The following is a 24,461-nucleotide window of genomic DNA, read 5'->3' on the forward strand; positions in this document are numbered from 1 at the left end:
TCCATGCCAAAGCTCATTACCCAGGTGGGATGCCCGTACTGCGGATCATCCTGCGATGATATCGAAGTCCTTGTCTCTGACGACAACAAGAAGATCCTTGAAGTCCACAATGCCTGTATTATCGGAACCAACCTGTTCCACCATGCAAACGACCCGACCCGGCCAAAGCTCCCACGCATGCGCCAGCCGGACGGTTCGATAAAAGAGATCTCGTATGATGAGGCAATCGACTTTACGGCAAAAACTTTACTTGCCGCGAAAAAGCCCCTTATCTATGGATTTGGTTCGACCAACTGCGAAGGTATGAGTGCAGTCGCAAGGATCGCCGAGAAATCCGGCGCTGTTTTAGATAACTGCGCATCCATCTGCCACGGGCCTTCCTTCCTTGCAATGTTCGATAACGGCTACCCAAGCTGCACGCTTGGTGAGGCAAAGAACCGTGCCGATGTCGTGGTCTTCTGGGGATGCAACCCGATGCACGCCCACCCGAGACACACTTCCCGTTATTCGATCTTCCCCCGGGGTTACTTCACCCAGAAGGGACAGATGCAGCGGACGATTATCAGTGTTGACCCCCGCCAGACCGATACCGCAAAACTCGCGGATATCCACCTCATGCTTAATCAGGGTCACGACTACGAACTTTTCGATGCGTTCCGCACCGTCCTCAAAGGGTATGATATACCCGATGAGGTTGCCGGTATCAAGAAAGAAGTGATCGTTAAGTCTGTAGAAGTTATGAAGAAAGCACGTTTTGTGATGATCTTCTTCGGTATGGGATGCACCCATACGGATGGACGTAACCACAACATCGATGCTGCCATCAGCCTGACCCGCGACCTCAACCTCCACACGAAAGCCTCGATCATGGCAATGCGTGGACACTATAACATTGCCGGTCCGGGACAGGTCTGGGCATGGTTGTTCGGATTCCCGTACTGCGTCGACCTTTCCAAGGGAACTGCCGCCCACATGAACCCCGGTGAAACCAGTTCAATTGATCTGGCAATGCGAGACGAAGTGGACTGCTTTGTCAATGTCGGAACAGATGCTGGTGCACACTGGCCTATCGATGCCATCAAGCACATCAAGAAACATCCTTTCATCACCGTTGACCCCAACTTCTGCATGGCAAGCGAGATCTCCGATCTCCATATCCCGGTAAGGATTGCCGGTGTCGATGAACCGGGCGTTGTCTATCGTATGGACAATGTCCCGATCCAGTTTAAATCGGTTATTGACGGCCTGCCGGGAGTTCCCAGTGACGAAGAACTCTTTGACAAGATCTACGAGCGCATGTGCGAGCTCACCAAGACCCAGCCGGTCTGGCTCACCTCAAAGGAAGACCGGAAACACCCGACAAACATCTCGGCGGTGAATGAAGCATGAGCGAGATCAAGGGTGAGATTTTAATCAAGGGTGGGTTTATTGTCGACCCGACCCAAAAAATTAACGGAGATGTCGGCGATGTTGCCATCAGAGATGGCAAGATTGTTGATAAAGTCAGTTCTGCCGCAAAAGTCATCGATGCCAAGGGCAGAGTTGTCATGTCCGGCGGTGTGGATGTCCACTCCCATGTTGCGGGTCCCAAGGTCAATGTCGGACGAATTATCCGGCCTGAAGACAAACTCTTCAAGAGCGGTGTTACCCATGACCCCACCCGGATGGAAATTGGCTTTTCAATCCCGAGCGTCTTAAAGACCGGGTACGATTACGCCCGCATGGGGTACGGTTTTGTCATGGAAGCGGCAATGCCTCCCATCCATGCACCCCACGTTCACGAGGAAATCCACGACACCCCTATTATCGATGAAGGAGCGCTTCCGGTTTTCGGGAACAATTGGTTTGTCATGGAGTACCTCAAGAAAGGTGAGGTCGAGAACACCGCAGCCTACATTGCATGGTTGCTCAAGGCGACCAAGGGCTATGGTGTTAAGGTTGTCAACCCCGGCGGAACGGCTGCCTGGGCATGGGGTATGAACTGCCTGGGTATTGAAGATCATGTGCCTTACTTTGAAATCACCCCCCATGAGATCATTACCGGTCTCATGGCGGCAAACGAGTACCTCGGCCTGCCCCACTCAATCCATGTTCACCAGAACAATCTCGGGAACCCGGGCAACTACCCGACAACACTTGCCTCGCTCAAACTCGCAGAGGGTGTCAAGACCAAGAACAAGTTCGGCCGTGAACAGGTTATGCATTCCACCCACCTCCAGTTCCACTCGTATGGCGGGGACAGCTGGGCAAATTTCTGCTCGAAGGCAAAAGAAGTCATGGACTACGTCAACAAGCAGAAAAATATTACCATTGATCTCGGCTGTGTGACGCTTGACGAGACCACGACCATGACTGCCGATGGCCCATTCGAGCACCACCTCCATGCCCTCAACCACCTGAAGTGGGCAAATGTTGATGTCGAAATGGAAACTGCCGCCGGCGTTGTCCCGTATATCTACGATAAGAATGTTGTCCCGAACGGCGTTCAGTGGGCAACCGGCCTTGAACTTGCGCTCTATGCAAAGGACCCGATGCGGACATTCATCACGACAGACCACCCGAACGCCGGCCCGTTCATCCGGTACCCGCGTGTTATCAAGTGGCTGATGAACCAGAAATCACGGGAAGCGGTTCTTGCGTCCATGAAGAAGGTTGACAAGGTCATCGATCTGACCAACATCCACACGCTTGACCGGGAACTCACGCTCTACGAAATTGCAGCTATGACCCGTGCAGGTCCCGCAAAGTGCCTGGGCCTCACCAATCTCTATGGCAGCCTGAAGCCCGGCATGATTGCAGATGTTGCGGTCTATGACCTCAACTTCAATAACATGCCAAGCGACCCCGAGAAGATTGAATCCGCGTTCCTGAACTCCAGCTGCTTTGTCAAGTCTGGTGAGATTGTTGTCAGGGACGGCGAGGTCATCAGCCACGGTCACAAGAAGACCGTCTGGGTTAACCCAATCATGAAAGAAAACCCGCAGGTAAAACGTGATGTTGCCGAGAGTTTCAACAAGGGCTACTACACGGTCGGACTCACCAACTACCCGGTGCGCGAATATCTCGCCCCCCACCCGTTCGTGATCGACGTAAATGTGGAGGCTTAAGGCAGGTGCAATCATGGCGACTGTTACTTTAAAACCCACGAAGACTCCCGAGCTCATGCTTGAGGCAAACTCCATCACGCCGGATGCATTTGCAGGAAAGACCGCAAGCCAGATTGCCGATCTCGTATGCCGTGAAGGAAAGACCTATGTCAAGATCGGTGACTTCTTTGAAGTTTCCGGTAATGCGGGTGCAACCGCAGCAGAGACCGACATTCTTATCGCCGGCGACTGCACACGGGTAAAATATATTGGCAGCAAGATGACTGCCGGCACGGTCACGGTAAACGGCAATGCTGATATGTATGTCGGCGGCTGGATGAAAGGCGGCAAGATCCACATTAAGGGAAATGCCCACTCCTTCTGCGGTATCGCAATGGAAGGCGGCGAGATTCTCGTCGACGGCAATGCTGAAAACCATGTTGGCTGCGCATACCGTGGCGACTGGCGCGGTATGAAGGGCGGCACGATCCGGATCAAGGGCAGTGCAGGTAACGATATCGGCACCTTCATGCTCGGTGGCACGATCATCATAGAAAAGGACGTATTCATCCACGTCTCGACCCATGCAGAGGGTGGCACCGTTATCATCAAGGGTAATGTCGAGGGACGTGTCGGTGGCCAGATGGTCAAGGGAGACATGTACGTCTTTGGCGCCATCAAGTACATGATGCCCGGTTTCAAGAAAGTAGACCGGATGGAACTTGAAGTTGATGGCACAAAGGCCACCTTTGACCACTACATCGGGGATCTTGGGGAACGTCATCCCAAGAGTAAGGGTAAGGAAGTCTTTGCTAACCTCTATGTCAAGGCATAATCAATTTTTTCTTTTTTGTCCCGGCCGGGATACCTACGGGTGTTATCCAACAGGAGCGTAAATATCAGGATACACCAGAAAAACTGAGGTCAGATTATGAACGATGTCGGTAAAGAATTTATCAAAGGAACCCGGTACCCGGATTATTCTACCGTGGACCTGGTCCTGCGTAAACCAGAACCCCCCATGGAACTTCCTGTTCCTGATGGCGCAAAGATCACAAAACTCCCCGATCCAAAAAAGATCAAGGTACCCAATGTCCCGGTAACTGATCTTATCGGGAAATGGGAACCATCGGGTTATCTTTCACGTTCATCGATGACCCTGGCGGAACTCTCGGCACTGTTGTGGTATACTCAAGGGTTCCGCGCAAGAATTAACGAATTCCTTGTCTTAAAAAACGTCCCGTCCAGCGCTTCGCGGTATCCGATTGAAACCTATTTTGTCGCAGGAGAAGTGGAGGGACTTTCTACGGGTATGTACCGGTATGTCCCAAGCATACACAGTATAATTACCATAAACGAAGACGCGGATATCTCCACCGCGATTGCGACCGCGAGTTTGAATTTCAAGGTTGTCACTCGCGCAGCAGTAACATTCATCTGGGTAGGGGTACCTTACCGTTCGACATGGGCAATGGGGAACCGGGGATACCGGAGCGTCCTCTTAGAGGCAGGACATACCTGCCAGGAACTGATCATGACTGCAGGTTGCTTTGGGTTTGACGTGCAGCCTATCGATACGTTCCATGACGACATGATAACACATCTTACAAATACCGATCCTGAAACACAGTGGCCGGTCTACCTTGCCGCCGTAGGAAAACGGACACGTGAGGTCTGACCGGCACGTGTCCAAAGATTTTTTTACCCCGTCACCGGTGATCATAATCGAATCATTTATTGAGGATTATCAGGATAAGGTACCTGAAATACCAGCAGGGGCATGCAAATATCCCCTGTTTTCAAATACGAGTGACCCATGATATCCCCCTTACAACAATGGCAAACAAAAGTGCATTACGGTGATGCGGCATGGTGAAACGCTACCTGTCACTGGTTACGTTTGATGAGGCACTGCATCTCCTCAAAACATCATTTGTAATCCCGGAGCATACTGAGATCGTTCACGTTACCCGGTCGCTGGGCCGTGTCGTTGCTGCGCCTGTCTATGCCCGGTACTCTGTGCCGGAAGTAAGTCTTGCAGCCATGGACGGCATCGCAGTAAAAAGCCGGGATACCTTTGGCGCTTCGGATCAGACGCCGGTTACTCTTCAGGATTTTGCCCGGGTCAATACCGGAAATATCGTTCCCCTTCGGTTCGATGCCGTGATCATGATTGAAGAAACCTGGGAAGTGGAGGACAAGTTCCAGATCCGTAAAGCCGCAATGCCATGGCAGCATGTGCGCCCGGCAGGTGAAGATATCAGGGAAGGCCGGCTTGTTCTCCCGAAGGGTCATCAGGTCCGGGCTTTTGATATTGGCGCCCTTGCAACTTACGGGATCGTGGAACTGAAGGTCAATACGTTCAATGTTGGGATTATTCCTACGGGAAGCGAGCTGGTTTCATTAGGTGTTCGGCCAAGCCCGGGACAGGTCGTGGAAAGTAACACGGTCATGGCACAGGTCCTTCTCGATTCGATGGGAGCACATTGCACCCGCCTTCCGATCGTACGCGATGATCCTGATCTTATCAAGGAAGCGCTTCGTACTGCTGCACGCGATAATGACCTTGTCATCATATCAGCCGGATCTTCGGCCGGGACACGCGACTATACCGCAGGGGCGATATCGGCAATTGGCGAACTGCTTTTCCACGGCGTCGCGGTGAAGCCGGGGAAACCAATGATGCTCGGGAAGATCGACGGTAAACCGGTCATCGGGCTTCCGGGCTTCCCGCTCGCCGCCCAGTCCGTCCTGCGTGAATTTGCAGTCCCTCTCCTTGAATACTGGGGACTTGCGCCACTCACGAAATATTCGGTCAGGGTAAAACTTTCAACACCCTTAAGTTCCGATCTCGGCTTTGACGAGTTTGTACCGGTATCTGTCGGAAGGATCGGCAACCAGTACTGGGGCATGGCCCGTTCACGAGGCACAGTTGTACAGATGTCAACCGTCCGATCAAATGGATACACACATATCCCGGCGCCGGTTGAAGGGTTCGATGCGGAACATGAACTCAAAGTTTATCTTACGACAGACCCGGCAAATATCGAGCGAACCTTAATCTTTTCCGGGGCCATTGACCCCATTTTGGAAGAACTGGGAAACATCGCACACGATCAGGGCCTCTTTATCCACACGGGAAGTGCCGGAAACACCGGTGCCATCCTCTCGCTTAAGCGAAATTCCTGTCATGCAGCGCCGATGAGCCTGCCGGCGTTCTCTCTCCTTGGAGACTGCCGGTTCGTCCAGCCCTGTCTTAAATCAATGGACCTCGTCTTTGTCAACATCGCTACACAGGAACAGGGGATTGCATCTGCAAAGGAAGTCTCACCCGATTCACTTGATGCAGTCTGCTGGATCAACTCACGCAAAGATACCCCGGCACGGATCCTTTTTGATTCATTGCTTTCATCCCACAATCTTATGCCCTCCCAAATCAGGGGGTATGACAATGAAGTTGCAACACCGGGGGCTGTAGCCGCAGCAGTCCGGGCCGGACAGGCAGATGCCGGTATCTGTTCAAAGGGACTGGCAGAATCCCATGACCTGATGTTTCTTCCGGTAGCTCATGAGCAGTATGAACTGGTGATGCGTCGGGAGATGCTGGACGATCCACGGATCGTGACCCTTATTTCACTAATTAAAAGCCCGGAGTTCAAAGTGCATCTTGACCGGTCCGGTGCCTATTGTACCACCCAGACAGGGAGGATCCGAAGCCTGTCTTCTGAGAACATTGAAATTGAAATTCCTCCGACAAGTAACTCCCTGAAGATTTCATAAAAACAACCGCTGCCATTTTATATGCGGCCCGTGGACACTTCCTCAAGAGATGTGGGATACGCGAGAACAGGGGAATCGGTTTTATGGACATGCTCATTAACGGGACTGCTGCTCCTGCTGCAGATGAAACGTGGATTGAGGTGACCAACCCGGCAACCGGTGAATGTATCGATCGGGTTCCACGGGGATCCAAAGAGGAAGTAAATGCGGCCGTTGAAGCTGCTGACGCGGCTTTTGGTGAATGGTCAAAAAAAACTACCCGGGATCGCGGTCTTATTCTCTACCGCGCGGCAGAACTGATCCGGCGGGATCATAAGGCTCTTGCAGCGCTCCTTACCCGTGAACAGGGAAAACCAATCCGGGAATCAACCGATGAAGTACGGGGATGCGCAAATATCTTTGAATATTATGCATCCATCGCCGGTCTGCCAGCCGGTGAAACGGTTACCCTTGGAAAAGCCGGGGACTGCCTGGTAACCCGGGTTCCGCTCGGGGTCTGCGCCGCAATCATCCCCTGGAATATGCCGGTACTCATCATGGGTTGGAAGGTGGGGCCAGCCATCCTTGCGGGAAATACCCTTGTTCTCAAACCGGCGTCAACGACCCCACTCACAAATCTACGCATCGCGGGGCTGATGCAGGAAGCAGGCCTGCCACAGGGAGTGCTCAATGTTGTGACCGGCCCGGGAGAAACTACCGGGGCGGCATTGGTACAACATCCCCGGGTAAAAAAAATATCATTTACGGGGGACTGTGCAACCGGCCACCGGATCCGGGAGATGACAAAAGACCATCTCAAGGTACTTACGCTGGAACTGGGCGGATCCGATCCGATGATCGTGATGGCCGACGCGGATATTCCCAAAGCCATTGAAGGGGCGCTCCGAGGGCGGTTTTATAATGCCGGCCAGATCTGCACCGCGGTCAAACGTCTGTACCTGCACGAAAAGATCGCAGAGGAGTTCATGCGCCTGCTTACGGCGAAAGCAGAAAGTCTTACAGTCGGAAACGGACTCTCACCGGGCACAGATATGGGGCCGCTCAACAGCGCAGAACAACTCGGGAGGATCAATTCTGTGGTCAGTGAAACGATTGGGCGGGATGAGGGTGTAATACGAACCGGCGGATACCCATTAACAGGATCGGGATACTCGAAGGGTTTCTTCTATAAACCAACCCTGATCACGGATGTTGCACCGGATGCAGCGCTCCTCACCAACGAAATTTTCGGACCTGTCCTTCCGGTGGTGACAGTACCGGATCTCGGTGCGGCAATTCGCGAGGCCAACCGTTCGAAATACGGTCTTGGCGCATCGGTCTGGACAAAAGACATCTCAACGGTAAAACGGGTATACGATGAAGTAAACGCCGGGATCATCTGGGTTAACCGTCACCTTATAGTTCCTCCTGAAGTACCGTTTGGGGGAACAAACGAGAGTGGGGTTGGCCGTGAGAACGGTTCAAAGGCACTTGACAGTTACACCCAGTCAAAAACCATGTACCTGGGCTGGTAACAAATTCCTTTTGGCTCTTCGCTGAATTGAATGGGTAACTTTGAGTGAGTAACACCCCCCACTAAAAGGGATAGCCCATGTCACTTCATCCCGAAGAACTGTTTCAGATGGCACTCAATGTACAGGATCCGTGGTTTATAGACAAGATCGATTTTTCACCGGATACGAAACGCCTTGATATCTAGATCGATTTTAATCCCGGTTCGCGATTTGAGTGTCCCGAATGTCACATTCCCGGATGCACATCTTATGATACAAGGGAGAAAATATGGCGTCATCTGAATTTCTTCCAATTTAAGACATATCTCCATTGTCGTGTTCCTCGTATAGAATGTAAAAAATGTGGAATTCGCCAGGTAGATGTTCCTTGGGCACGGGATCAAAGCGGTTTTACTTTGTGGATGGATGCATTGATAGTGCTTCTGGCGCGAAAAATGACCATATCTGCAATTTCAGAGCATATTGATGAGCATGATACCCGAATCTGGCGGGTCATTGGGCACTATGTTGAAGAGGCACGATCGCAGCAGGATCTCTCATCAGTAACCTCCATCGGTGTTGATGAAACTGCATGCACACGAGGACATAAGTATGTCTCATTAGTGGTGAATCTGGACAACTCAAAGGTAATCCACATCAGTAAAGGGAAAGATGCATCTGTGGTCTCATCGTTCAAGAAGGATTTTTCTGTACATAACGGAAAACCAGAGAGGTTACCGAAATACTTCGAACTTTATGACTATGATCTATCTGCATGTGGCAACCTTCACTTCACGTTACACACTTGAAATAGCGAAGAGTCGAATCATTTTTCAAAGTCAGGCCCAATATACCATGACAGGGAAAAAACAAAACCGATTTTTAAAGGACCCCGTTATGAACAAAAACCACATTTTCATCCTGGTAATTGCACTCACCATCTGCCTCATCGCCATGGTGGGCTGCACAAGTGCTCCGAACGCCCCTTCCCAGCCACAGGTCACGCCGGCGCACAACTATCCGACCGTATCGTTCAACGCAACTCCCGTCAAGCACGTTCAGGTTAACGGGGTTTCACTGGGATATCGGGAATTCGGATCCGGTGAACCGCTCCTGATGCTCGCGGGATTCGGCGAGACCATCGATTCCTGGAACCAGACGTTCATCGGCATTCTTGCGACGAAATACCATGTCTACACATACGACCACCGGGGAATGGGATACAGCAGCGACAGTAATGGGACGCACACCATTGCCCTGTATGCTGATGACGCTGCCGCGATCATGCCCGCTCTCGGGTATGACAGCATGCACGTGTATGGCGTCTCCATGGGATCTTCGATCGCTCAGCAACTGGTCATCGATCACCCCGAACGCGTCAGGAAACTGGTTCTCGATTCCGTTTCCTACAGCGTCCGTATCCCCGAAACAAAAACACTGCTCGGCATTCTCGAATCGGTTGTCGCTCCCAATTCGACCTATTCTGAGGGGATTCAGCATGAGGCAGAAGCGGACCTTGCCTGGAGCGGGTCATGGGACAAGCTTCCCGGCATCCAGAAGAGTGTCATGCTGGTCGAAGGTACGGCCGATGTCATTACGCCCGATGTGGTTGCAGCCAATATGACCAGGCAGATCAACGGTTCGTGGCTCGTGCGGTTCAAGGGACTTCCGCATATCGGATCCCAGGAGGCACCGGTCGAGTACGGGATGAATGGGCTCGACTTCCTGGGCATGAACGAGTCCGCGCCCTACGCAGCGCCATAATTTTTTTGCAATGGGAATATTTTCCGGGAGATTCACCGGAAAACGTTTCCTGAAAATTAATTTTGGAAATTTTTCGAATCTTTTTTGCCGGAACTTGATTGAAAAAATTTAACCGGACTTTACTTAAAAAAATTTATCTGGTATGAATCTCCGGCGATGCAGTAATGGCAATCGCGATGTCTGGAACAGTTCACCAGGTAGCCGGTAAGGATGAGCACATGAACGGCGCTGGGGGGAGAACTGTTTCCGTGATGAAGAATATCCGGGCATCCGGTTCTCAGGAACATTCCGGTTTTACCGTCATCCGGGCTGAATGATAACCTGTATGGTGATGATCATTCTTCTCCCGCATGGTAGTATCGACTGTGTTCCTGTAGTGTATATCTAGTATGTATGATACAAATAGTAAGAACAGACACGCATGTGACTTACTTACAGGTTTGATACTAATGGAACAGGCACCGAAGAAATTTAAGTACAGCTGGCCTGGTCGAAGCAACCCTGGATATGATCAGTGGCAAATGGAAACCTCTGGTCGAAGGTAGCCGTCGTCCCCGCCCGCCGTGTATAGACCACTGCAGCCGCCGGTTTGAGGTAGAACGAATGCCTGACGGCCTGAAGGCCGGTAAAACACAAACGGTCCATGAATGAGGTCATCGCACCGCTTGCCGCAGCGAAATGCACCGGCGATCCGAAAATAAATCCATCCGTGTTCATAGCGTATCTCGAGGACCCCGTTAACACTGTCGTCAAACATGTAGCGACCGTTTTTGGCACATGTCATGCGGGCGGAACAGCCGGCAAGTGGTTTTAGGACAGGAACTCTGGTACGCTACAACTATGATCTATCTGCATGTGGCGACCTTCACTTCACGTTACCCACTTGAAATAGCGAAGAGCCTTCCTTTTTTTATAGGATCCTGCGGATCAAAAGTATCGCCGCGATGCTGCCCAGGCAAACAGCCACCGGCACCGGTGCGGGCTGTGTTGTTGCGGGGACACTTGCAGAGACCGGGGTATCCGGAAGAGTCGTGATAACGGTAGTGGCGTTTGTCACTGCCGGAATCGTAGTGACGGTAGAACTTATCGTTGGGACACTGCAGGTACCCCCGGATCCGCCGCACTGCACAACATTGAACCGGGTTGACGCAACCACATTCTGCTCGACTCCCGAAACTTTCACAAGGTACTCGTCCGGGGCAAATGTTGAGGTATCTACGTCAAAAGACCAGGTGTTCATACCGCCGCTGCCGGACACCACCTTTACCATACCACTTGCGCCGGAAAATCCGGAAGACTGGGTTTTTGAGGTCGGGACAAATGATGATGAATAGATCTCGACCATGAGATTGTCATCAACAGCAAGATTGGTGATTCCCTTGATAGTGAACTTGTCTCCCGGGGATTTGTCACCAATCGGGTTGAACGTTATCGTCGGCTGGCTGACATAAAATGAGACCGAGGCAAAGGTATCATCAATATTCTGGCTGCTGACGGCCTTTATTAACGCCGTTGCGGCATCCGGACTCTGGAGTTTTCCGCCGCCGGTGAACTGGTAGAGTATTTTATTGTTGTGATCTTTTACGACTCCGGAAGAGGCATCATAGACGACATCGAACCGCCCATTCATCATCGGGTGCTGGATCAGCACAAAATACTGCCCGGATGCAAGGTTTGCAGTATCGGTTTTCTTAAGTTCGTATTCGTAGGAATTATCGTCATTTACCTGGACGGTCGTGACCTTGGCGAAGTTGTACCCGATAAACCAGACCTGGAGTCCCACCTGGGGATGGCCGGTTGCAATGCCCCGGATATAGACCGGATCTCCCTGTGATATAGTGGTCGTTGTCGCCGAACTTCCCGGCGTAAGGGTTACTGCAGTTGCACAGGGAATACTAATCGCGATGGCAAGCAGAAGGAGATAGATTATACGGTGCGCATTTCCTGGGGCAGGGTACGTTGTCAAGGCAGGACTTCCTTATCGTGTACATATATGATTCCCGCCAATCCAGAAAAAGCAGATCGTCTTGTATTGGATGGATGGCATTTGGCAGTGTAAAATCAGACAACCCGGGTATTCTTTTGTATCCTGCAACAGATTCATGAAGCATGGGAGGTAATCCTCTGGTAATGACGCATATGCGAAGTGACATGGTCAAGAAGGGATATGAACGGGCGCCCAACCGTTCGCTTTTGCGTTCTCTTGGGGTGACCGATAAGGAGATGGACCTCCCGTTCATCGGGATTGCCAATGCGTACAATACAATTGTACCCGGCCATACCCACCTGCGGCAGCTCTCAGAAAAGGTTCGTGAAGGAATTGCCGCTGCGGGGGGCGTGCCGTTTGAATTCGGGGTTATCGGCATCTGCGATGGCATTGCCATGGGCCACGAGGGGATGCGATACTCCCTCCCGTCCCGGGAGAATATCGCAGATTCTATTGAACTCATGGCGCAGGCCCACCGTTTTGACGGCCTCGTCTGTGTCGGAACCTGCGACAAAATTGTGCCCGGCATGCTCATGGCGGCAGTCCGGACCAACATCCCGACCGTTGTTGTGACCGGGGGAGCAATGCTCTCCGGAAACATGGGGGGAAAGGATCTCTCGCTTATCGATGTGTTTGAAGGTGTCGGGAAGGTTGCGGCAGGAAACATGAGCAGCGAGGCATTAAAGGATCTCGAGTGCTGTGCCATGCCCGGCTGCGGGAGCTGCCAGGGGCTCTATACAGCAAACACGATGGCCTGCATGACCGAGACGATGGGAATGTCCCTCCCCGGCTGTGCTGCAATTCCGGCCGTTGACGCAGCAAAACTGCGGATTGCCAGGGAGAGCGGCGAGGCTGTGGTCTCGGTTGTAAACAAGAATGTCACCCCGCGCGATATCGTCACCAAAAAGAGCCTTGAAAATGCGATCCGTATGGACATGGCACTTGGCGGTTCGACGAACACGGTCCTTCACCTCATGGCGATTGCAACCGAGGCCGGTGTCCTGCTCACGCTCGCGGATTTTAACCGCATTGCCGAAGAGATCCCACATATCTGTTACATGCAGCCCTCCGGCCCCCATTCGATGCAGACCCTGTACCGGGCCGGGGGAATCCCGGCCGTAATGAAGCGCCTGGAAAAATACCTGGATAATGTCCCTACAGTTTCCGGTAAGACCATTCACCAGATCGCACATGAAGCCATGATAAAGAGCGAAGAGGTCATCAAAAGTCCTGATGCACCGGTGAGCCCGGCCGGAGGTCTTAAGATCCTCTTTGGGTCGCTAGCACCGGACGGCGCAGTTGTCAAATGTGCGGCCGTTCCAAAAGAGATGTGGAAGCACACCGGGCCGGCACGGGTTTTCGATGGCGAGGAGACGGCAATGGCTGCGATCCTCTCCCGCCAGATTAAAGAAGGCGATGTCGTGATCGTCAGGAACGAGGGACCCCGGGGGGCACCGGGCATGCCGGAGATGCTCTCTGCAACATCAGCCCTGATGGGCGTGGGCTACAAAAAAGTTGTCCTTATCACGGACGGGCGTTTCTCGGGAGGCACAAGGGGCCCCTGTATCGGGCACGTTGCCCCCGAGGCCGTGGTTGGCGGTCCGATCGCATTTGTGCGCGATGGTGACAGTATTGCCGTCGATCTTTTTGCAAAGAAGATCGATCTCATTGTCGACGCTAAAACACTTGCTGACCGGAAAGCCTCATGGAAACCGGTGACAAAACAGCTGACCGGTGTCCTTGCCCGGTATGCAAGGACCGTGGAGCAGGCAAACCTCGGTGCCGTGCAGAGATAATACGGGGAATTCTCCGGATACCCCCAGCATATGAGGGTCCCAATTCCCTTTTTAAAATTGCATTACCTCCTGATTTTCCGATGTCAGCGAAATATTTTTCTGAAATATTTCGCAATTAAATTTCCTTTTTATCAGAAAGTTCAGACATGAAACTAAACCGGATCCATGGGAAACTGAAATCGTGAGATGTTCCGGAAAACAAAATTATGCCAAAACCTCTTGTCGTTACGGCTGATAAAAAAATGGTGCAATGGAAAATGTCCGCTATTTTCAGGGCTGTGTCGCCGGAGCCTGAGCGGGTGCAGGTTCACCACGCTCGTAAACCAGCGCTGCATACCGGCTGACAAACAGGACAAACGGCGGGTACAGCACGATCGCAACAACCAGGAATATAATCCCGCCAATCACCGGGATGAGAGAGAATATCTGGAGAAGCAGCCAGAAAACAACACCGATAATCCCGATAATGATGAGGGCGGCAATATAGGTGAGCCATCCAATCCTGCTGATTTGGGCAAGGATCTCCTGGAAGTTGAAACCTTCACCAATCCGTCCGGTCCGGGCAAACCGGATCGATCCGATAAACGAGAATATCGTAACGATGATCGCAACAATCAGCGTCACGAGCAAAAGAACAATCATGAGGCCGGCTGCTGACAGGATCTCCGGATGGGTGGTCAGCCACTGATCTGCCTGCGCATCCGTCATGGTGGCAAAGTCAAGGGAGAGAGCTCCAGATGCGATAAATGCCGAGATCAAGGGAAGAAACGCCGCGATAGCGAGCAGGATAACCGGCAACGCGTAAATGATGTTGACAACCAGCAATTTGAGCCCGTCAATGAACATTGCCCACCATTCTTTGAGTTCAGGAGCCGGTTTTTCACCACGGTATATCCGGACAATATACCCTAAGATCAAAGGGAAGATAATCAGGCTCACTATCAGGAGCAGCCAGTGTTTCCATTTTCCCCATACTCCATCTTTTGCGTAAGAGAATGAGTCATCAAGCATTGTACCAAAACTCATAACCATCACCATGTATTCCTCTACCGTTGGAGGATCAATAATAAAAGAATATCTGCGAAAGGACAATTTTTAAAAAGCAGATCCTGCAAATCCCGGCAAAAAAGTAAAGATGAGATTATGCTGTACCGGCACTTTCATAGAGCTGGGTGAGGTACCGTGCATGAAACAGGCAGAGAACCGGGAGCAGAATGAAAAGCAGTACCCAGCCAATGTAGGGGATCATTATACAGATTGTTTCAATAACACCGATGATGATAGCGAGGATAATAAGAGCAATAACGTAGGATATAAAGCCGATTTTCCCGATATGGGCAAAGATCGCACTGAAATTGAACGCCTCACCAAAGCTGTTCGTGCGTGCAAAACGTACTATCGCTGTTGCAACAATAAGTCCGATAATGATCGCGACAATCGCCAGAATAATAACACCGAAAATGACTCCGCCAATAAGGGCCAGCATTCCGGCAGGATTCTCCTGTCCGGCAACGGTAGAGGCAGTCAGGGCTGTGATAAATGCACTTCCAAGGACTACAAATTCTATAATAATGATCGGGATTGCATAGATGATGCCAACAATAAACATCTTGATCCCATCAATGAACATACTTCCCCATTCTTTCAGTTCAGGAGCTTTGTCGGCACCCCGGAAAATGCGCATCATGTATCCCATGATGAGCGGGAAAATAATGCAACTGATAATCAGCAGTATCCAGTTTACCCACTTTCCTACGAGACCGTCTTTTGCATATCCAAAAGAGTCTCCGACCATTTTACCGAATTCCATTCCAGTCACTCCAAAGATGCAGTTTCTTATCATCCATGACTGTTAATAGCCACAAACGATTTATATCCGGTATGGATACTTCGCAGAATATATATTTATCTCAAAATCTGGCTTAAAACAGGAAAATACTAGGAAAAATCAGTGCCTGAAGTATCTCACACCCGTAAAGATCATGGCCATGTTTAACCGGTTTGCTGCTTCAATTACTTCTTTGTCCCGGATAGATCCGCCGGGCTGGACAAGTGCGGTGGCACCGGCCTTTGCCGCAACTTCAAGAGTATCCGGGAAGGGGAGGAAGGCATCGGAAGCAACGGCAGATCCTGCGAGAGGGGCACAGGCTTTCTCGATCGCGATCTTTGCCGAGTCGACGCGGCTCATCTGCCCGGCACCGATGCCAAGGGTGTGCTTCTGATCGGCAAAGATGATCGTGTTGCTTTTCGTGTGCTTGCAGACTTTCCAGGCAATCTTAAGCGCGGCCATCTCATCAGTTGTCGGATCGCGGTCGGTAATTACCTTCCAGTTTTCTTTATAGGCCGGAGTTCTCTGGACCAGGATACCTCCATCGATGGTACGCACTTCATCCGCATTCACGCGCTTGGAGAGGATGAGCACCCGCATGTTCTCTTTCTTTTTCATCGTTTCAAGGGCTTCTCTGGTAAACGACGGTGCAACAATAACTTCGACAAAGGTAGAGTCGATCGCTTCTGCAAGTTTTTTGTCCACTTCACGGTTGAACGACACGACCGAGCCATAGGCAGAGACCGGGTCTACCTCGCGGGCGGTCAGGTAGGCATCGAGGATATTTGTTCCGATCGAAACACCGCAGGGATTGTTGTGCTTGACGATTACAGCCGCAGGCTCCTCAAATTCCGCCAAAAGGGCTGTACCGGCATTGACATCGAGGTAATTGTTGTACGACATCTGCTTTCCCTGGAGGGGTTCGGCGCCGGCAATTCCGCTTGTCCCGTATACGGCTGCCTGCTGGTGCGGGTTCTCACCGTACCGGAGCATTCTCCCGTGGGTAAACTGGAGCGAGAGGGTGTGCGGGAATGCCATATCCATGTTGGACAGGTAATTGCTGATCGCGGCATCGTACGCGGCCGTCCGGGCAAACGCTTTTTTCGCAAACATCAACCGCTGATCAGGAGTAAAACCGTCACCGCTGATAGTTTCAATTACTGCAGGATAGTCGGTCGGATCAACAACAACTGCGACATCTTTGAAATTCTTTGCCGCAGCCCGGATCATTGCCGGTCCGCCCACATCGATATATTCGATCAGTTTATCAAGCGCCATCGACTGCCCGGACATCTTCTCGAACGGGTACAGGTTCACGACAAGCAGATCGATCCGGTTGATCCCGTACTTTGCCATTACCGCATCGTCAATCTGGCGCCGGCCGAGGAGACCCCCGTGAACCTTGGGGTGAAGCGTCTTGACCCGCCCATCCATCATCTCGGGAAATCCCGTGTAACTCGATACTTCGGTAAACGGGACACTGGCCTCTGCAAGTGCTTTGCCGGTCCCGCCCGAACTCAGGAGACTGTACTTGTTTTTGACCAGCACCTTCGCCAGTTCCACGATCCCGGATTTATCCCATACCGAAAGAAGCGCCCATTTCATAATATAGTATATGGAGATAAAGGCCAAAAAAGGTATGCAGAGCCCGAAGATTTCGCCTGAACGGGAAGGGGATATGACCGGCACGGGGATACCAATCTGGTTTGCAAAAAAAGTATCACGCTATTAAAAAACCAGTACTGGCATTTTCTTCCACAACAAAGACCAATTCATGAGCCGATTAAAAAAAATTCCCCGGTCTATGCCCCACTATTCTAAAAACCTTTGATTTCGGCAGATACCGTCCTTGGCATTTAACTAAATTTTATATAGAACCACAATGCAATAGATATTGGAACATCGAATGGGATGAACTATGGAAGATTACGATACCACTCCCGTACCTGAAAACAATGCAGCAGAGCCGGAAACACCGGTATCCCCACCGCTTCAGCCACGCGATGAACTTGCGGAGCAGAAGAAGCAGTATGAGGATTTAAATGACCGGTATCTCCGGCTTGCAGCGGATTTTGACAATTACCGGAAGCGGACCGCCCGTGACCACGAGGACATGGTACACCATGCAAATGAGCGTTTAGCTGTTGATATCCTGGAGGTTGCGGACAATTTAGAGCGGGCACTCAAAAGCGATGACATTCATCTCCGCACGGGGGTTGAACAGATCCATCAGTTGCTTTGCGGAATTCTCGCACGGCATGGTATCACACCCATAGATGCATTAAAAAAATCATTTGATCCTGGAGAGCATGATGCGGTCGCGCACATTCCGTCGAATGAAGCAGAAGGAACGGTGGTCGATGTCGTGTCTCCCGGATACCGGATGTACAAGAAAGTGATCCGTTACGCAAAAGTTGCAGTATCCAAAGGAAAAAACTCACACGATGAAGCGCCCGTTGAAAAATCTTGAAATCAAAAATAAAGGAGGACTGACATTATGGCAAACGAGAAGATATTAGGTATCGACCTTGGGACCACCTTCTCCTGCATGTCAATCATGGAGGCGGGTAAACCCATTGTCATCCCCAACAGTGAAGGAACACGAACAACCCCGTCCGTTGTCGCATTTACAAAAGAGGGCGAACGCCTGGTTGGGAGCCTTGCAAAACGGCAGGCTGTGGCCAACCCCCGGCATACGATCCAGTCCATCAAGCGTACGATGGGAACCTCGGAGAAAGTAAAGATCGACGATAAGGAATATACTCCACAGGAAATCTCCGCGATGATCCTCCAGAAGATGAAGGTTGACGCGGAGGCATATCTTGGGGAGAAGATTACAAAAGCGGTCATTACCGTTCCGGCATATTTTAACGATGCCCAGAGGCAGGCCACAAAGGATGCCGGAAAGATCGCCGGCCTTGAAGTCCTGCGTATTATCAACGAGCCGACCGCAAGCGCCCTCGCGTACGGTATTGATAAAGAAGCGGATGCCACGGTCCTTGTCTATGACCTTGGCGGCGGTACGTTTGATGTATCGATCCTCACGCTCGGGGATGGAGTTTTTGAGGTAAAATCCACCGCAGGTAACAACCATCTCGGCGGCGACGATTTCGATAAACTGATCACGGATTACCTTGTCGAGGAGTTCAAAAAGAAAGAGGGCATCGATCTCAAAAACGATATCTTCGCCATGCAGCGCCTGCGCGACGCTTCGGAGAACGCGAAGATCGAACTCTCCCAGCGCCAGACGACAACTATCAACCTGCCCTATATTACGACAGATGCTGCCGGCCCTAAGTTCCTCAACATCGATCTCTCCCGTTCAAAACTTGAACAGTTGATTGGCAATCTCGTGGAATCCACGGTCGGGCCGGTTAACCAGGCATTAAGCGATGCAAAACTGACCGCAAAAGACATCGATCATGTGCTCCTTGTCGGCGGTTCGACCCGTATCCCCCTCGTACAGGAGACGGTTAAAAAACTGCTGGGAAAAGAACCCGACAAAGGTCTCAATCCCGATGAATGCGTAGCGCTTGGCGCCGGCATCCAGGGTGCCGTGCTGACCGGTGAGACCAAAGACATCGTGCTCCTTGATGTGACGCCACTCACGCTCGGGATCGAGACGCTTGGAGGTATTGCAACCAAACTCATCGAGCGCAACACCACGATCCCCACGAGAAAAAGCCAGATCTTCTCGACTGCCGCAGACGGTCAGACCAGCGTCGAGATCCATGTCGTACAGGGCGAACGCGCTCTTGCAAAGGATAACTTCACGCTGGGCAAGTTCCAGCTGACCGGCATCCCGCCAGCCCCCCGGGGCATTCCGCAGATCGAGGTCACGTTCGATATCGATTCAAACGGTATCATCCACGTATCGGCAAAGGATCTCGGTTCCGGCAACGAGCAGGCAATCTCCATTAAAGGAGACAAAAAACTCTCGGACGAAGATATCAAGAAGATGATGACCGCGGCCAAGCAGTTCGAGGCCGACGACAAGAAAAAGCGGGAAGAGATTGAGGTAAGGAACCAGGCAGACACGGCGGTCTTTACTGCAGAAAAGATGCTCAAGGAGAGCGGCGACAAGGTTGATGCTGCCGACAAGCAGAAGGTAGAAGAAGGCGTTGCAGCCGTAAAGACCGCACTCTCTACAGACAACCCGGAAGAGATCAAGAAGGCCATGGAGACGCTCACCGAAGCCGTCTACGCCGCGACCACCAAGATCTACCAGAAGATGCAGGCTGAAAATGCTGCAAAGCAACAGGAGTCACAGCCTGATGGCAGTGCAGGCGCCGCCGGCGCAGATCCCACATCAGCCGAACCTGAAAAGAAACAGGACGATAACGTCGTCAACGCAGATTACAAAGTTAAAGACGAGTGAGCATCCATGGGCTCGGGCGATTATTATGACATCCTCGGCGTACCAAGGTCTGCCGATGAGAAAGAGATCCAGAAAGCGTACCGCAACCTCGCCCGGAAGTACCACCCGGATGTCTGCAAGGATCCAGGTGCCGAAGAGAAGTTTAAATCGATAAATGAGGCATACAGCGTACTTTCCGACGCCCAGAAACGGGCGCAGTACGACAATATGGGTCACGAGACCTACACAAATGCCTCGAAAGGATCCTATACCGGAGGGGGAGGCTACGGGAGCGGCGGTTTCTCTTCCGATTTCTCCGGTTTTGGGGATATCTTTGACTTCTTTGGCGGGAACCAGCGCAGGTCCGGCCCGCAACCCGGTCCCGACCTCTTAATGCGCATGCAGCTCACGCTTGAAGAAGCAGTGGCTGGCGCAGACAAGGAGATCGAAGTTCTGCACAGCGAGGCCTGTCCTGCATGTGCGGGATCAGGCAGCGAGACAAAAAAGACCAACGTATGCCCGCGATGCGGTGGCAGCGGACAGATGCGGCAGACCGCACAGTCAGTATTCGGCCAGTTTGTCCGGATGACTCCATGCACCATGTGCGGGGGCCGGGGCAAGATCCCGGAGAAGCAGTGCCACAGCTGCCACGGTACCGGGCATACCCGGGTAAAGCGGAAGGTCTCAGTCCATATCCCTGCCGGTGTGGACAGTGGGATGCGCCTTCGCATGGAAGGCTATGGTGAAGCAGGGGATTACGGTGCCCAAAACGGGGATCTCTTTATCGAGATGTATGTCCTGCCTCACAAACGCTTTGAGCGTACGGGTGACAACCTTGAGACCACCGTTGAGATAACACCTGCACTCGCGGTACTCGGGACGACAATTGAGATCGAAACCATCGACAAACGTCACCTTGACCTGAAGATACCGGCCGGTATCCAGTACAGTACCGCGCTCCGGATCGGCGGGGAGGGAGTAAAGCGGCGTGGAAAACCCGGTGATCTCCTCGTACGGGTGAAGATTGTCACCCCCAGGGGAATATCCGGTGAACAAAAAGAACTCTACCAGAAAATTGCCGATCTTGAAGGCCATGCCAGTAAAACCGGCGGTATCTTTTCAGGAATCATGGGAAAGAAAAAAGGAAAGAGATAATCTTTTTTGACGGTCAGACCCCTTGCAGGGTATAATTTTTCCCGGTAATTCACGCAGGTATTTGTGGGCAGGCGCCCCATTGCTAAAAAGATGAAGCTCCTTTTTGAGCTCTCGGGTGAGAACCCGACCCTGCCATGTGCGGAAATTGAATGCGTTGCATCGCTGCTTGATACACGGCCGCAGGTTGCCGTCGCGGAATGCCCGGTACCGGCCGCAGCCCGGCGCCTCGCAATGACCCATATCGTGCTTGAGTACCTGGGTGAATGTGCACCGGATATCACTTCGTTTAAGCACCTGCTTTCTGATCTCTCTTTAACTACCAATCAGCCGTTTGCCGGCCGGGTTAAACTTATCCATGACAGTTGCCAGGAAAAAAATCCCTGCTCCCAGCGGGAATTTGAACGGTTGATTGGTACAATGATTACCGGTCCGGTACAGCTGATTAATCCGGTTGTGGAGTACCGGGCAATTCTTTCAAAAGACCGGTGTTATTTCGGCAAAGTCCTGTACCATATTGATCGTGGGGCATACAACGAGCGCAACCCGGGTAAACGCGAATTTTTTCATCCCGGTGTTATGATGCCACGGATGGCACGGACTCTTGTTAATCTATCTCTTGCCAGGGCCGGGACGACCCTGCTTGACCCGTTCTGCGGAACCGGGGGGATCCTGATCGAAGCGGAGATGCTCGGGCTCCATGCGGTGGGAAGCGACTTTGATCCCATGATGATCCGGGGAAGTAAAGAGAATGTGAAGCAAAGTGCACTTCTCCTTGCCGACACCACCCGGCTTCCGATAAAGAACCAGGCAGTGGATGAAGTTGTGACCGATTTTCCCTACGGCCAGTCGGTCTGCATAAAAAAAGCTGACACTATGGAGCACCTGTATCATGATACTCTTGACGAGATCAACCGGGTCCTGATACCCGGCCACCGTGCGATCGTCGTCACTCACCGGGATATATCAGGGATTGCGGCACAGCACATGACCGTGCTCCAGCACCATACTCAGAGAGTGCACAAGAGCCTCACGCGCCATATCCTTGTACTCCGGAAATAGTGGTGCTGTTTTCGCAAGGTATGGGGTAATTGTTATGAGGAAACCATGCTCCATATAATTCGTACTATGAGATCCAGTGTCATTGTCCTCGCGATGCTCATGCTTGTGCTGAGTATCTTTGTTTTTACGCCAACTGCAGCTGTTTCTGGAGATGCAGCCGGATGGTATACAACCGCATCCACCTTAACCGGGCAGAAAAATTATACTGCAGCCTTGCAGGCGTATGACCTGGCAATATCACTTGATCCTGCCTATGCTGATGCATGGAACGGCAGGGCCGATATCCTCAACCGTGTACACCGGAATACCGCAGATCCTCTCGCCACCCTGAACCTGGCCCTCAATGCCTCCGACCGTGCGCTGGCGCTCAATGCCTCGTCTGCAAATGCCTGGATAAACCACGGCTTGATCCTCTATAATATCGGCTACTACTACCAGGACCAGCTCAACGATCAGACCACCGCAAACACATACTATTCTAAGCAACTGCAATCCTTTGAAAAAGCCATCAGCCTTGAACCGGATAATGCAGATGCATGGTTCAATGACGCATATGCGCTCTGCGGCATGGGCCGGTGCAACGAAGGTCTGACAGCATTTAAGAAAGTCCAGCAACTGGATCCGGATTATCCGTACCTTGAGGGCAACCTCGAAAATGCAGAAAAACTGGCTGAAACCCAGACGCCGTTTTACATAAAATATGCCGTTGAGATCGCAATGGGAGTTATCGTAATTATCTGTGCTGTGCTCTGGTTTGCTGCAGTCAGGAAGAAATACTAATAGGATTTTTAAAAACCCTCTTTTTTTTACGATCTGCGATTCATTTTTCCGGTGTAAAATATTACAGGGAATCCTGCATTTTTGCTTGTTAATCAAAATCCTCCCAAAGGTAGAAGTGCCGCCGATTGCCCGATATTGTTCCGTAGAATTCGGGCGTTTGAATTGCCATTGTCTGATACGATTAAACAACCCGTTGGGAATGTAAGTAAATGCTATTGACTGCACCGGGATCGGTAACCAACCGGGAAGAATGGATGCAGGAGAAGTGGCGGATTCATCGCGGTTGGATCAAAGTTCATGAGGGTATTGACAGGAAATCACAGAATATTCTTGCAATGGAAGTCACTGACGAGACTATGCAAGATAAAGCCGGTTGTATCCCCCTCATCGATTCCATGCAGGATTCGCTTCAGTCCGGAAATATCAGGAAAATCCCGGACGACGGTGCTTACGATCATCTGGCAATTTTTTAATGATCTCAGTACTTCTCTATTTTCAAGTTAAAAGAACAACCACTAAAAATTTGTATGAAACATATCTGGACGCGGAAATATCCTTTTTGACAGCCGCCACCCTCCATTTAGTGCAGGAAGGGGTACCCCCCCTTTTGTACAAAAGTGGCACCCCCCACTCCCAAGCCACAAGAGGGGGGTGGGGGGATCATGTGTTTAAAAAATTGGTCGGGGGTCTGGGTACCTCTCCTTTTTGGGAGCGGGGGGTACCCCCTTGCAGGAAAAGAGGCCCCTACCCCTCCGAGCCATCGGCCAGCAAAAATATCTTCAGGCGATAGCTCCACGCGAAGCACAGGTTTTGGAAATGCTGGAAAGTGGGGGTAGGCCCCCTCTTATGCCCGGACAGGGGGGTGGGGGGTAAAACTTTTAAAAAATCGGTCGGGGGGTCAGGGTACCTTCCGGTTTTGGGAGCGGGGGGTGCCACCCCGGGCTGGCAAGGAAGGGGGTACCCCCAATGGACCGGGAATCGCTTCGGCAAGTCCTGTTAAAAATTCTGATGTTTGCAAAGGAAAATTTAGAGAAGTACAGGATCTGGAAGAACGGCACATTTCATCATCTATCAAAAACTGATCCGCTTCACGCAGCGAGGGGTTGCCCTGCAGGGCAGAAATGTGTTCGCGAATACCTTGATGTCGGATAATCGTGTCTGGGCACATTCGCATGATTATGGGACACGATGGTCGGTCGAAGGTATTTTCTCTTCGATAAAACGGATCTTCAGAGAATCCGTTAAAGCCACTTCTATTCACGGGATGTTCCGTGAGCTGAGATTAAAATCTGGTCTCAATAATCTCATAATTAACTGTAATAATGCGGGATTTCCTAAATCAGACGAATTTTTTGGGATTTTTATAATACAACAAC

Annotated in this window: 22 protein-coding genes; 17 read left to right on the plus strand and 5 right to left on the minus strand. The window is 51.5% G+C overall.

Annotation, left to right across the window (positions count from 1 at the left end; translation table 11 throughout):
• Nucleotides 1–3: 3 nt before the first annotated feature.
• From WCX19_RS03560 to WCX19_RS03600, 9 genes are all read left to right on the plus strand, one after another.
• Nucleotides 4–1,389 (plus strand): formylmethanofuran dehydrogenase subunit B, encoded by a 1,386-nt coding sequence (locus WCX19_RS03560; protein WP_373005107.1) that lies wholly within the window; start codon nt 4–6, stop codon nt 1,387–1,389.
• The gene (locus tag WCX19_RS03565; RefSeq protein ID WP_373005110.1) at nt 1,386–3,107 is read left to right on the plus strand and encodes a formylmethanofuran dehydrogenase subunit A; all 1,722 of its coding nucleotides are present in this window, start codon (nt 1,386–1,388) and stop codon (nt 3,105–3,107) included. Before WCX19_RS03560 ends, WCX19_RS03565 begins: the two co-directional genes overlap by 4 nt.
• Nucleotides 3,108–3,120: 13 nt before the next feature.
• Nucleotides 3,121–3,921 (plus strand): formylmethanofuran dehydrogenase subunit C, encoded by an 801-nt coding sequence (locus WCX19_RS03570; RefSeq protein WP_373005113.1) that lies wholly within the window; start codon nt 3,121–3,123, stop codon nt 3,919–3,921.
• 96 nt (nt 3,922–4,017) lie between these two features.
• Nucleotides 4,018–4,764 carry a SagB/ThcOx family dehydrogenase gene (locus tag WCX19_RS03575; protein ID WP_373005116.1) on the plus strand — a complete coding sequence of 249 codons (747 nt, stop codon included), beginning with the start codon at nt 4,018–4,020 and terminating at the stop codon, nt 4,762–4,764.
• A gap of 191 nt (nt 4,765–4,955) precedes the next feature.
• Nucleotides 4,956–6,866 carry a molybdopterin biosynthesis protein gene (locus WCX19_RS03580; protein ID WP_373005119.1) on the plus strand — a complete coding sequence of 637 codons (1,911 nt, stop codon included), beginning with the start codon at nt 4,956–4,958 and terminating at the stop codon, nt 6,864–6,866.
• 83 nt (nt 6,867–6,949) lie between these two features.
• Entirely contained in the window at nt 6,950–8,380 is a 1,431-nt protein-coding gene (locus WCX19_RS03585) for an aldehyde dehydrogenase (RefSeq protein WP_373005122.1), read from the plus strand.
• A gap of 185 nt (nt 8,381–8,565) precedes the next feature.
• Nucleotides 8,566–9,168, plus strand: a complete 603-nt coding sequence (locus WCX19_RS03590; RefSeq protein WP_373005321.1) for a helix-turn-helix domain-containing protein — start codon at nt 8,566–8,568, stop codon at nt 9,166–9,168.
• 88 nt (nt 9,169–9,256) lie between these two features.
• Nucleotides 9,257–10,123, plus strand: a complete 867-nt coding sequence (locus tag WCX19_RS03595) for an alpha/beta fold hydrolase (protein WP_373005125.1) — start codon at nt 9,257–9,259, stop codon at nt 10,121–10,123.
• Between the two features lie 164 nt (nt 10,124–10,287).
• Nucleotides 10,288–10,440 carry a hypothetical protein gene (locus tag WCX19_RS03600; protein WP_373005128.1) on the plus strand — a complete coding sequence of 51 codons (153 nt, stop codon included), beginning with the start codon at nt 10,288–10,290 and terminating at the stop codon, nt 10,438–10,440.
• 154 nt (nt 10,441–10,594) lie between these two features.
• Here the strand turns inward: WCX19_RS03600 and WCX19_RS03605 are convergent, their stop codons facing one another.
• Both WCX19_RS03605 and WCX19_RS03610 read right to left on the minus strand, forming a co-directional pair.
• Complete coding sequence (locus WCX19_RS03605; protein ID WP_373005131.1) at nt 10,595–10,840, minus strand: NAD(P)H-dependent oxidoreductase; 246 nt, start codon at nt 10,838–10,840, stop codon at nt 10,595–10,597.
• Between the two features lie 193 nt (nt 10,841–11,033).
• Nucleotides 11,034–12,089 (minus strand): hypothetical protein, encoded by a 1,056-nt coding sequence (locus WCX19_RS03610; protein ID WP_373005133.1) that lies wholly within the window; start codon nt 12,087–12,089, stop codon nt 11,034–11,036.
• 173 nt (nt 12,090–12,262) lie between these two features.
• Here WCX19_RS03610 and ilvD point away from each other — a divergent pair, with 173 nt between their 5' ends.
• Nucleotides 12,263–13,906, plus strand: coding sequence for a dihydroxy-acid dehydratase (ilvD, locus tag WCX19_RS03615; protein ID WP_373005324.1), 1,644 nt, complete (start codon nt 12,263–12,265; stop codon nt 13,904–13,906).
• A 270-nt stretch (nt 13,907–14,176) separates the two neighbouring features.
• Here ilvD and WCX19_RS03620 read toward each other — a convergent pair whose 3' ends face one another.
• From WCX19_RS03620 to purH, 3 genes are all read right to left on the minus strand, one after another.
• Nucleotides 14,177–14,932, minus strand: a complete 756-nt coding sequence (locus tag WCX19_RS03620) for a DUF4013 domain-containing protein (RefSeq protein ID WP_373005136.1) — start codon at nt 14,930–14,932, stop codon at nt 14,177–14,179.
• Nucleotides 14,933–15,047: 115 nt separating this feature from the next.
• Nucleotides 15,048–15,716, minus strand: a complete 669-nt coding sequence (locus WCX19_RS03625; RefSeq protein ID WP_373005139.1) for a DUF4013 domain-containing protein — start codon at nt 15,714–15,716, stop codon at nt 15,048–15,050.
• Nucleotides 15,717–15,854: 138 nt separating this feature from the next.
• Entirely contained in the window at nt 15,855–17,339 is a 1,485-nt protein-coding gene (purH, locus tag WCX19_RS03630; RefSeq protein WP_373005142.1) for a bifunctional phosphoribosylaminoimidazolecarboxamide formyltransferase/IMP cyclohydrolase, read from the minus strand.
• A 313-nt stretch (nt 17,340–17,652) separates the two neighbouring features.
• Here purH and WCX19_RS03635 point away from each other — a divergent pair, with 313 nt between their 5' ends.
• The 7 genes from WCX19_RS03635 to WCX19_RS03665 all read left to right on the plus strand — a co-directional run bounded on the left by WCX19_RS03635 (nt 17,653) and on the right by WCX19_RS03665 (nt 24,237).
• A complete protein-coding gene (locus WCX19_RS03635; RefSeq protein WP_373005145.1) occupies nt 17,653–18,204 on the plus strand; it encodes a nucleotide exchange factor GrpE in 552 nt (183 codons plus the stop codon).
• Nucleotides 18,205–18,231: 27 nt separating this feature from the next.
• Nucleotides 18,232–20,112, plus strand: a complete 1,881-nt coding sequence (gene dnaK / locus WCX19_RS03640; RefSeq protein ID WP_373005148.1) for a molecular chaperone DnaK — start codon at nt 18,232–18,234, stop codon at nt 20,110–20,112.
• A gap of 6 nt (nt 20,113–20,118) precedes the next feature.
• Nucleotides 20,119–21,246, plus strand: coding sequence for a molecular chaperone DnaJ (dnaJ, locus tag WCX19_RS03645; RefSeq protein WP_373005151.1), 1,128 nt, complete (start codon nt 20,119–20,121; stop codon nt 21,244–21,246).
• A gap of 90 nt (nt 21,247–21,336) precedes the next feature.
• On the plus strand, nt 21,337–22,305 hold the full coding sequence (locus WCX19_RS03650) for a methyltransferase domain-containing protein (protein ID WP_373005154.1): 969 nt from the start codon (nt 21,337–21,339) through the stop codon (nt 22,303–22,305).
• Nucleotides 22,306–22,371: 66 nt separating this feature from the next.
• The gene (locus WCX19_RS03655; protein WP_373005157.1) at nt 22,372–23,085 is read left to right on the plus strand and encodes a hypothetical protein; all 714 of its coding nucleotides are present in this window, start codon (nt 22,372–22,374) and stop codon (nt 23,083–23,085) included.
• A 209-nt stretch (nt 23,086–23,294) separates the two neighbouring features.
• The gene (locus WCX19_RS03660) at nt 23,295–23,558 is read left to right on the plus strand and encodes a hypothetical protein (RefSeq protein ID WP_373005161.1); all 264 of its coding nucleotides are present in this window, start codon (nt 23,295–23,297) and stop codon (nt 23,556–23,558) included.
• 493 nt (nt 23,559–24,051) lie between these two features.
• Nucleotides 24,052–24,237 (plus strand): hypothetical protein, encoded by a 186-nt coding sequence (locus tag WCX19_RS03665; protein ID WP_373005164.1) that lies wholly within the window; start codon nt 24,052–24,054, stop codon nt 24,235–24,237.
• Nucleotides 24,238–24,461 lie beyond the last annotated feature (224 nt).

This window comes from Methanoregula sp., assembly GCF_041663825.1.
In the GTDB taxonomy this organism is placed as follows: Archaea; Halobacteriota; Methanomicrobia; order Methanomicrobiales; family Methanospirillaceae; genus Methanoregula.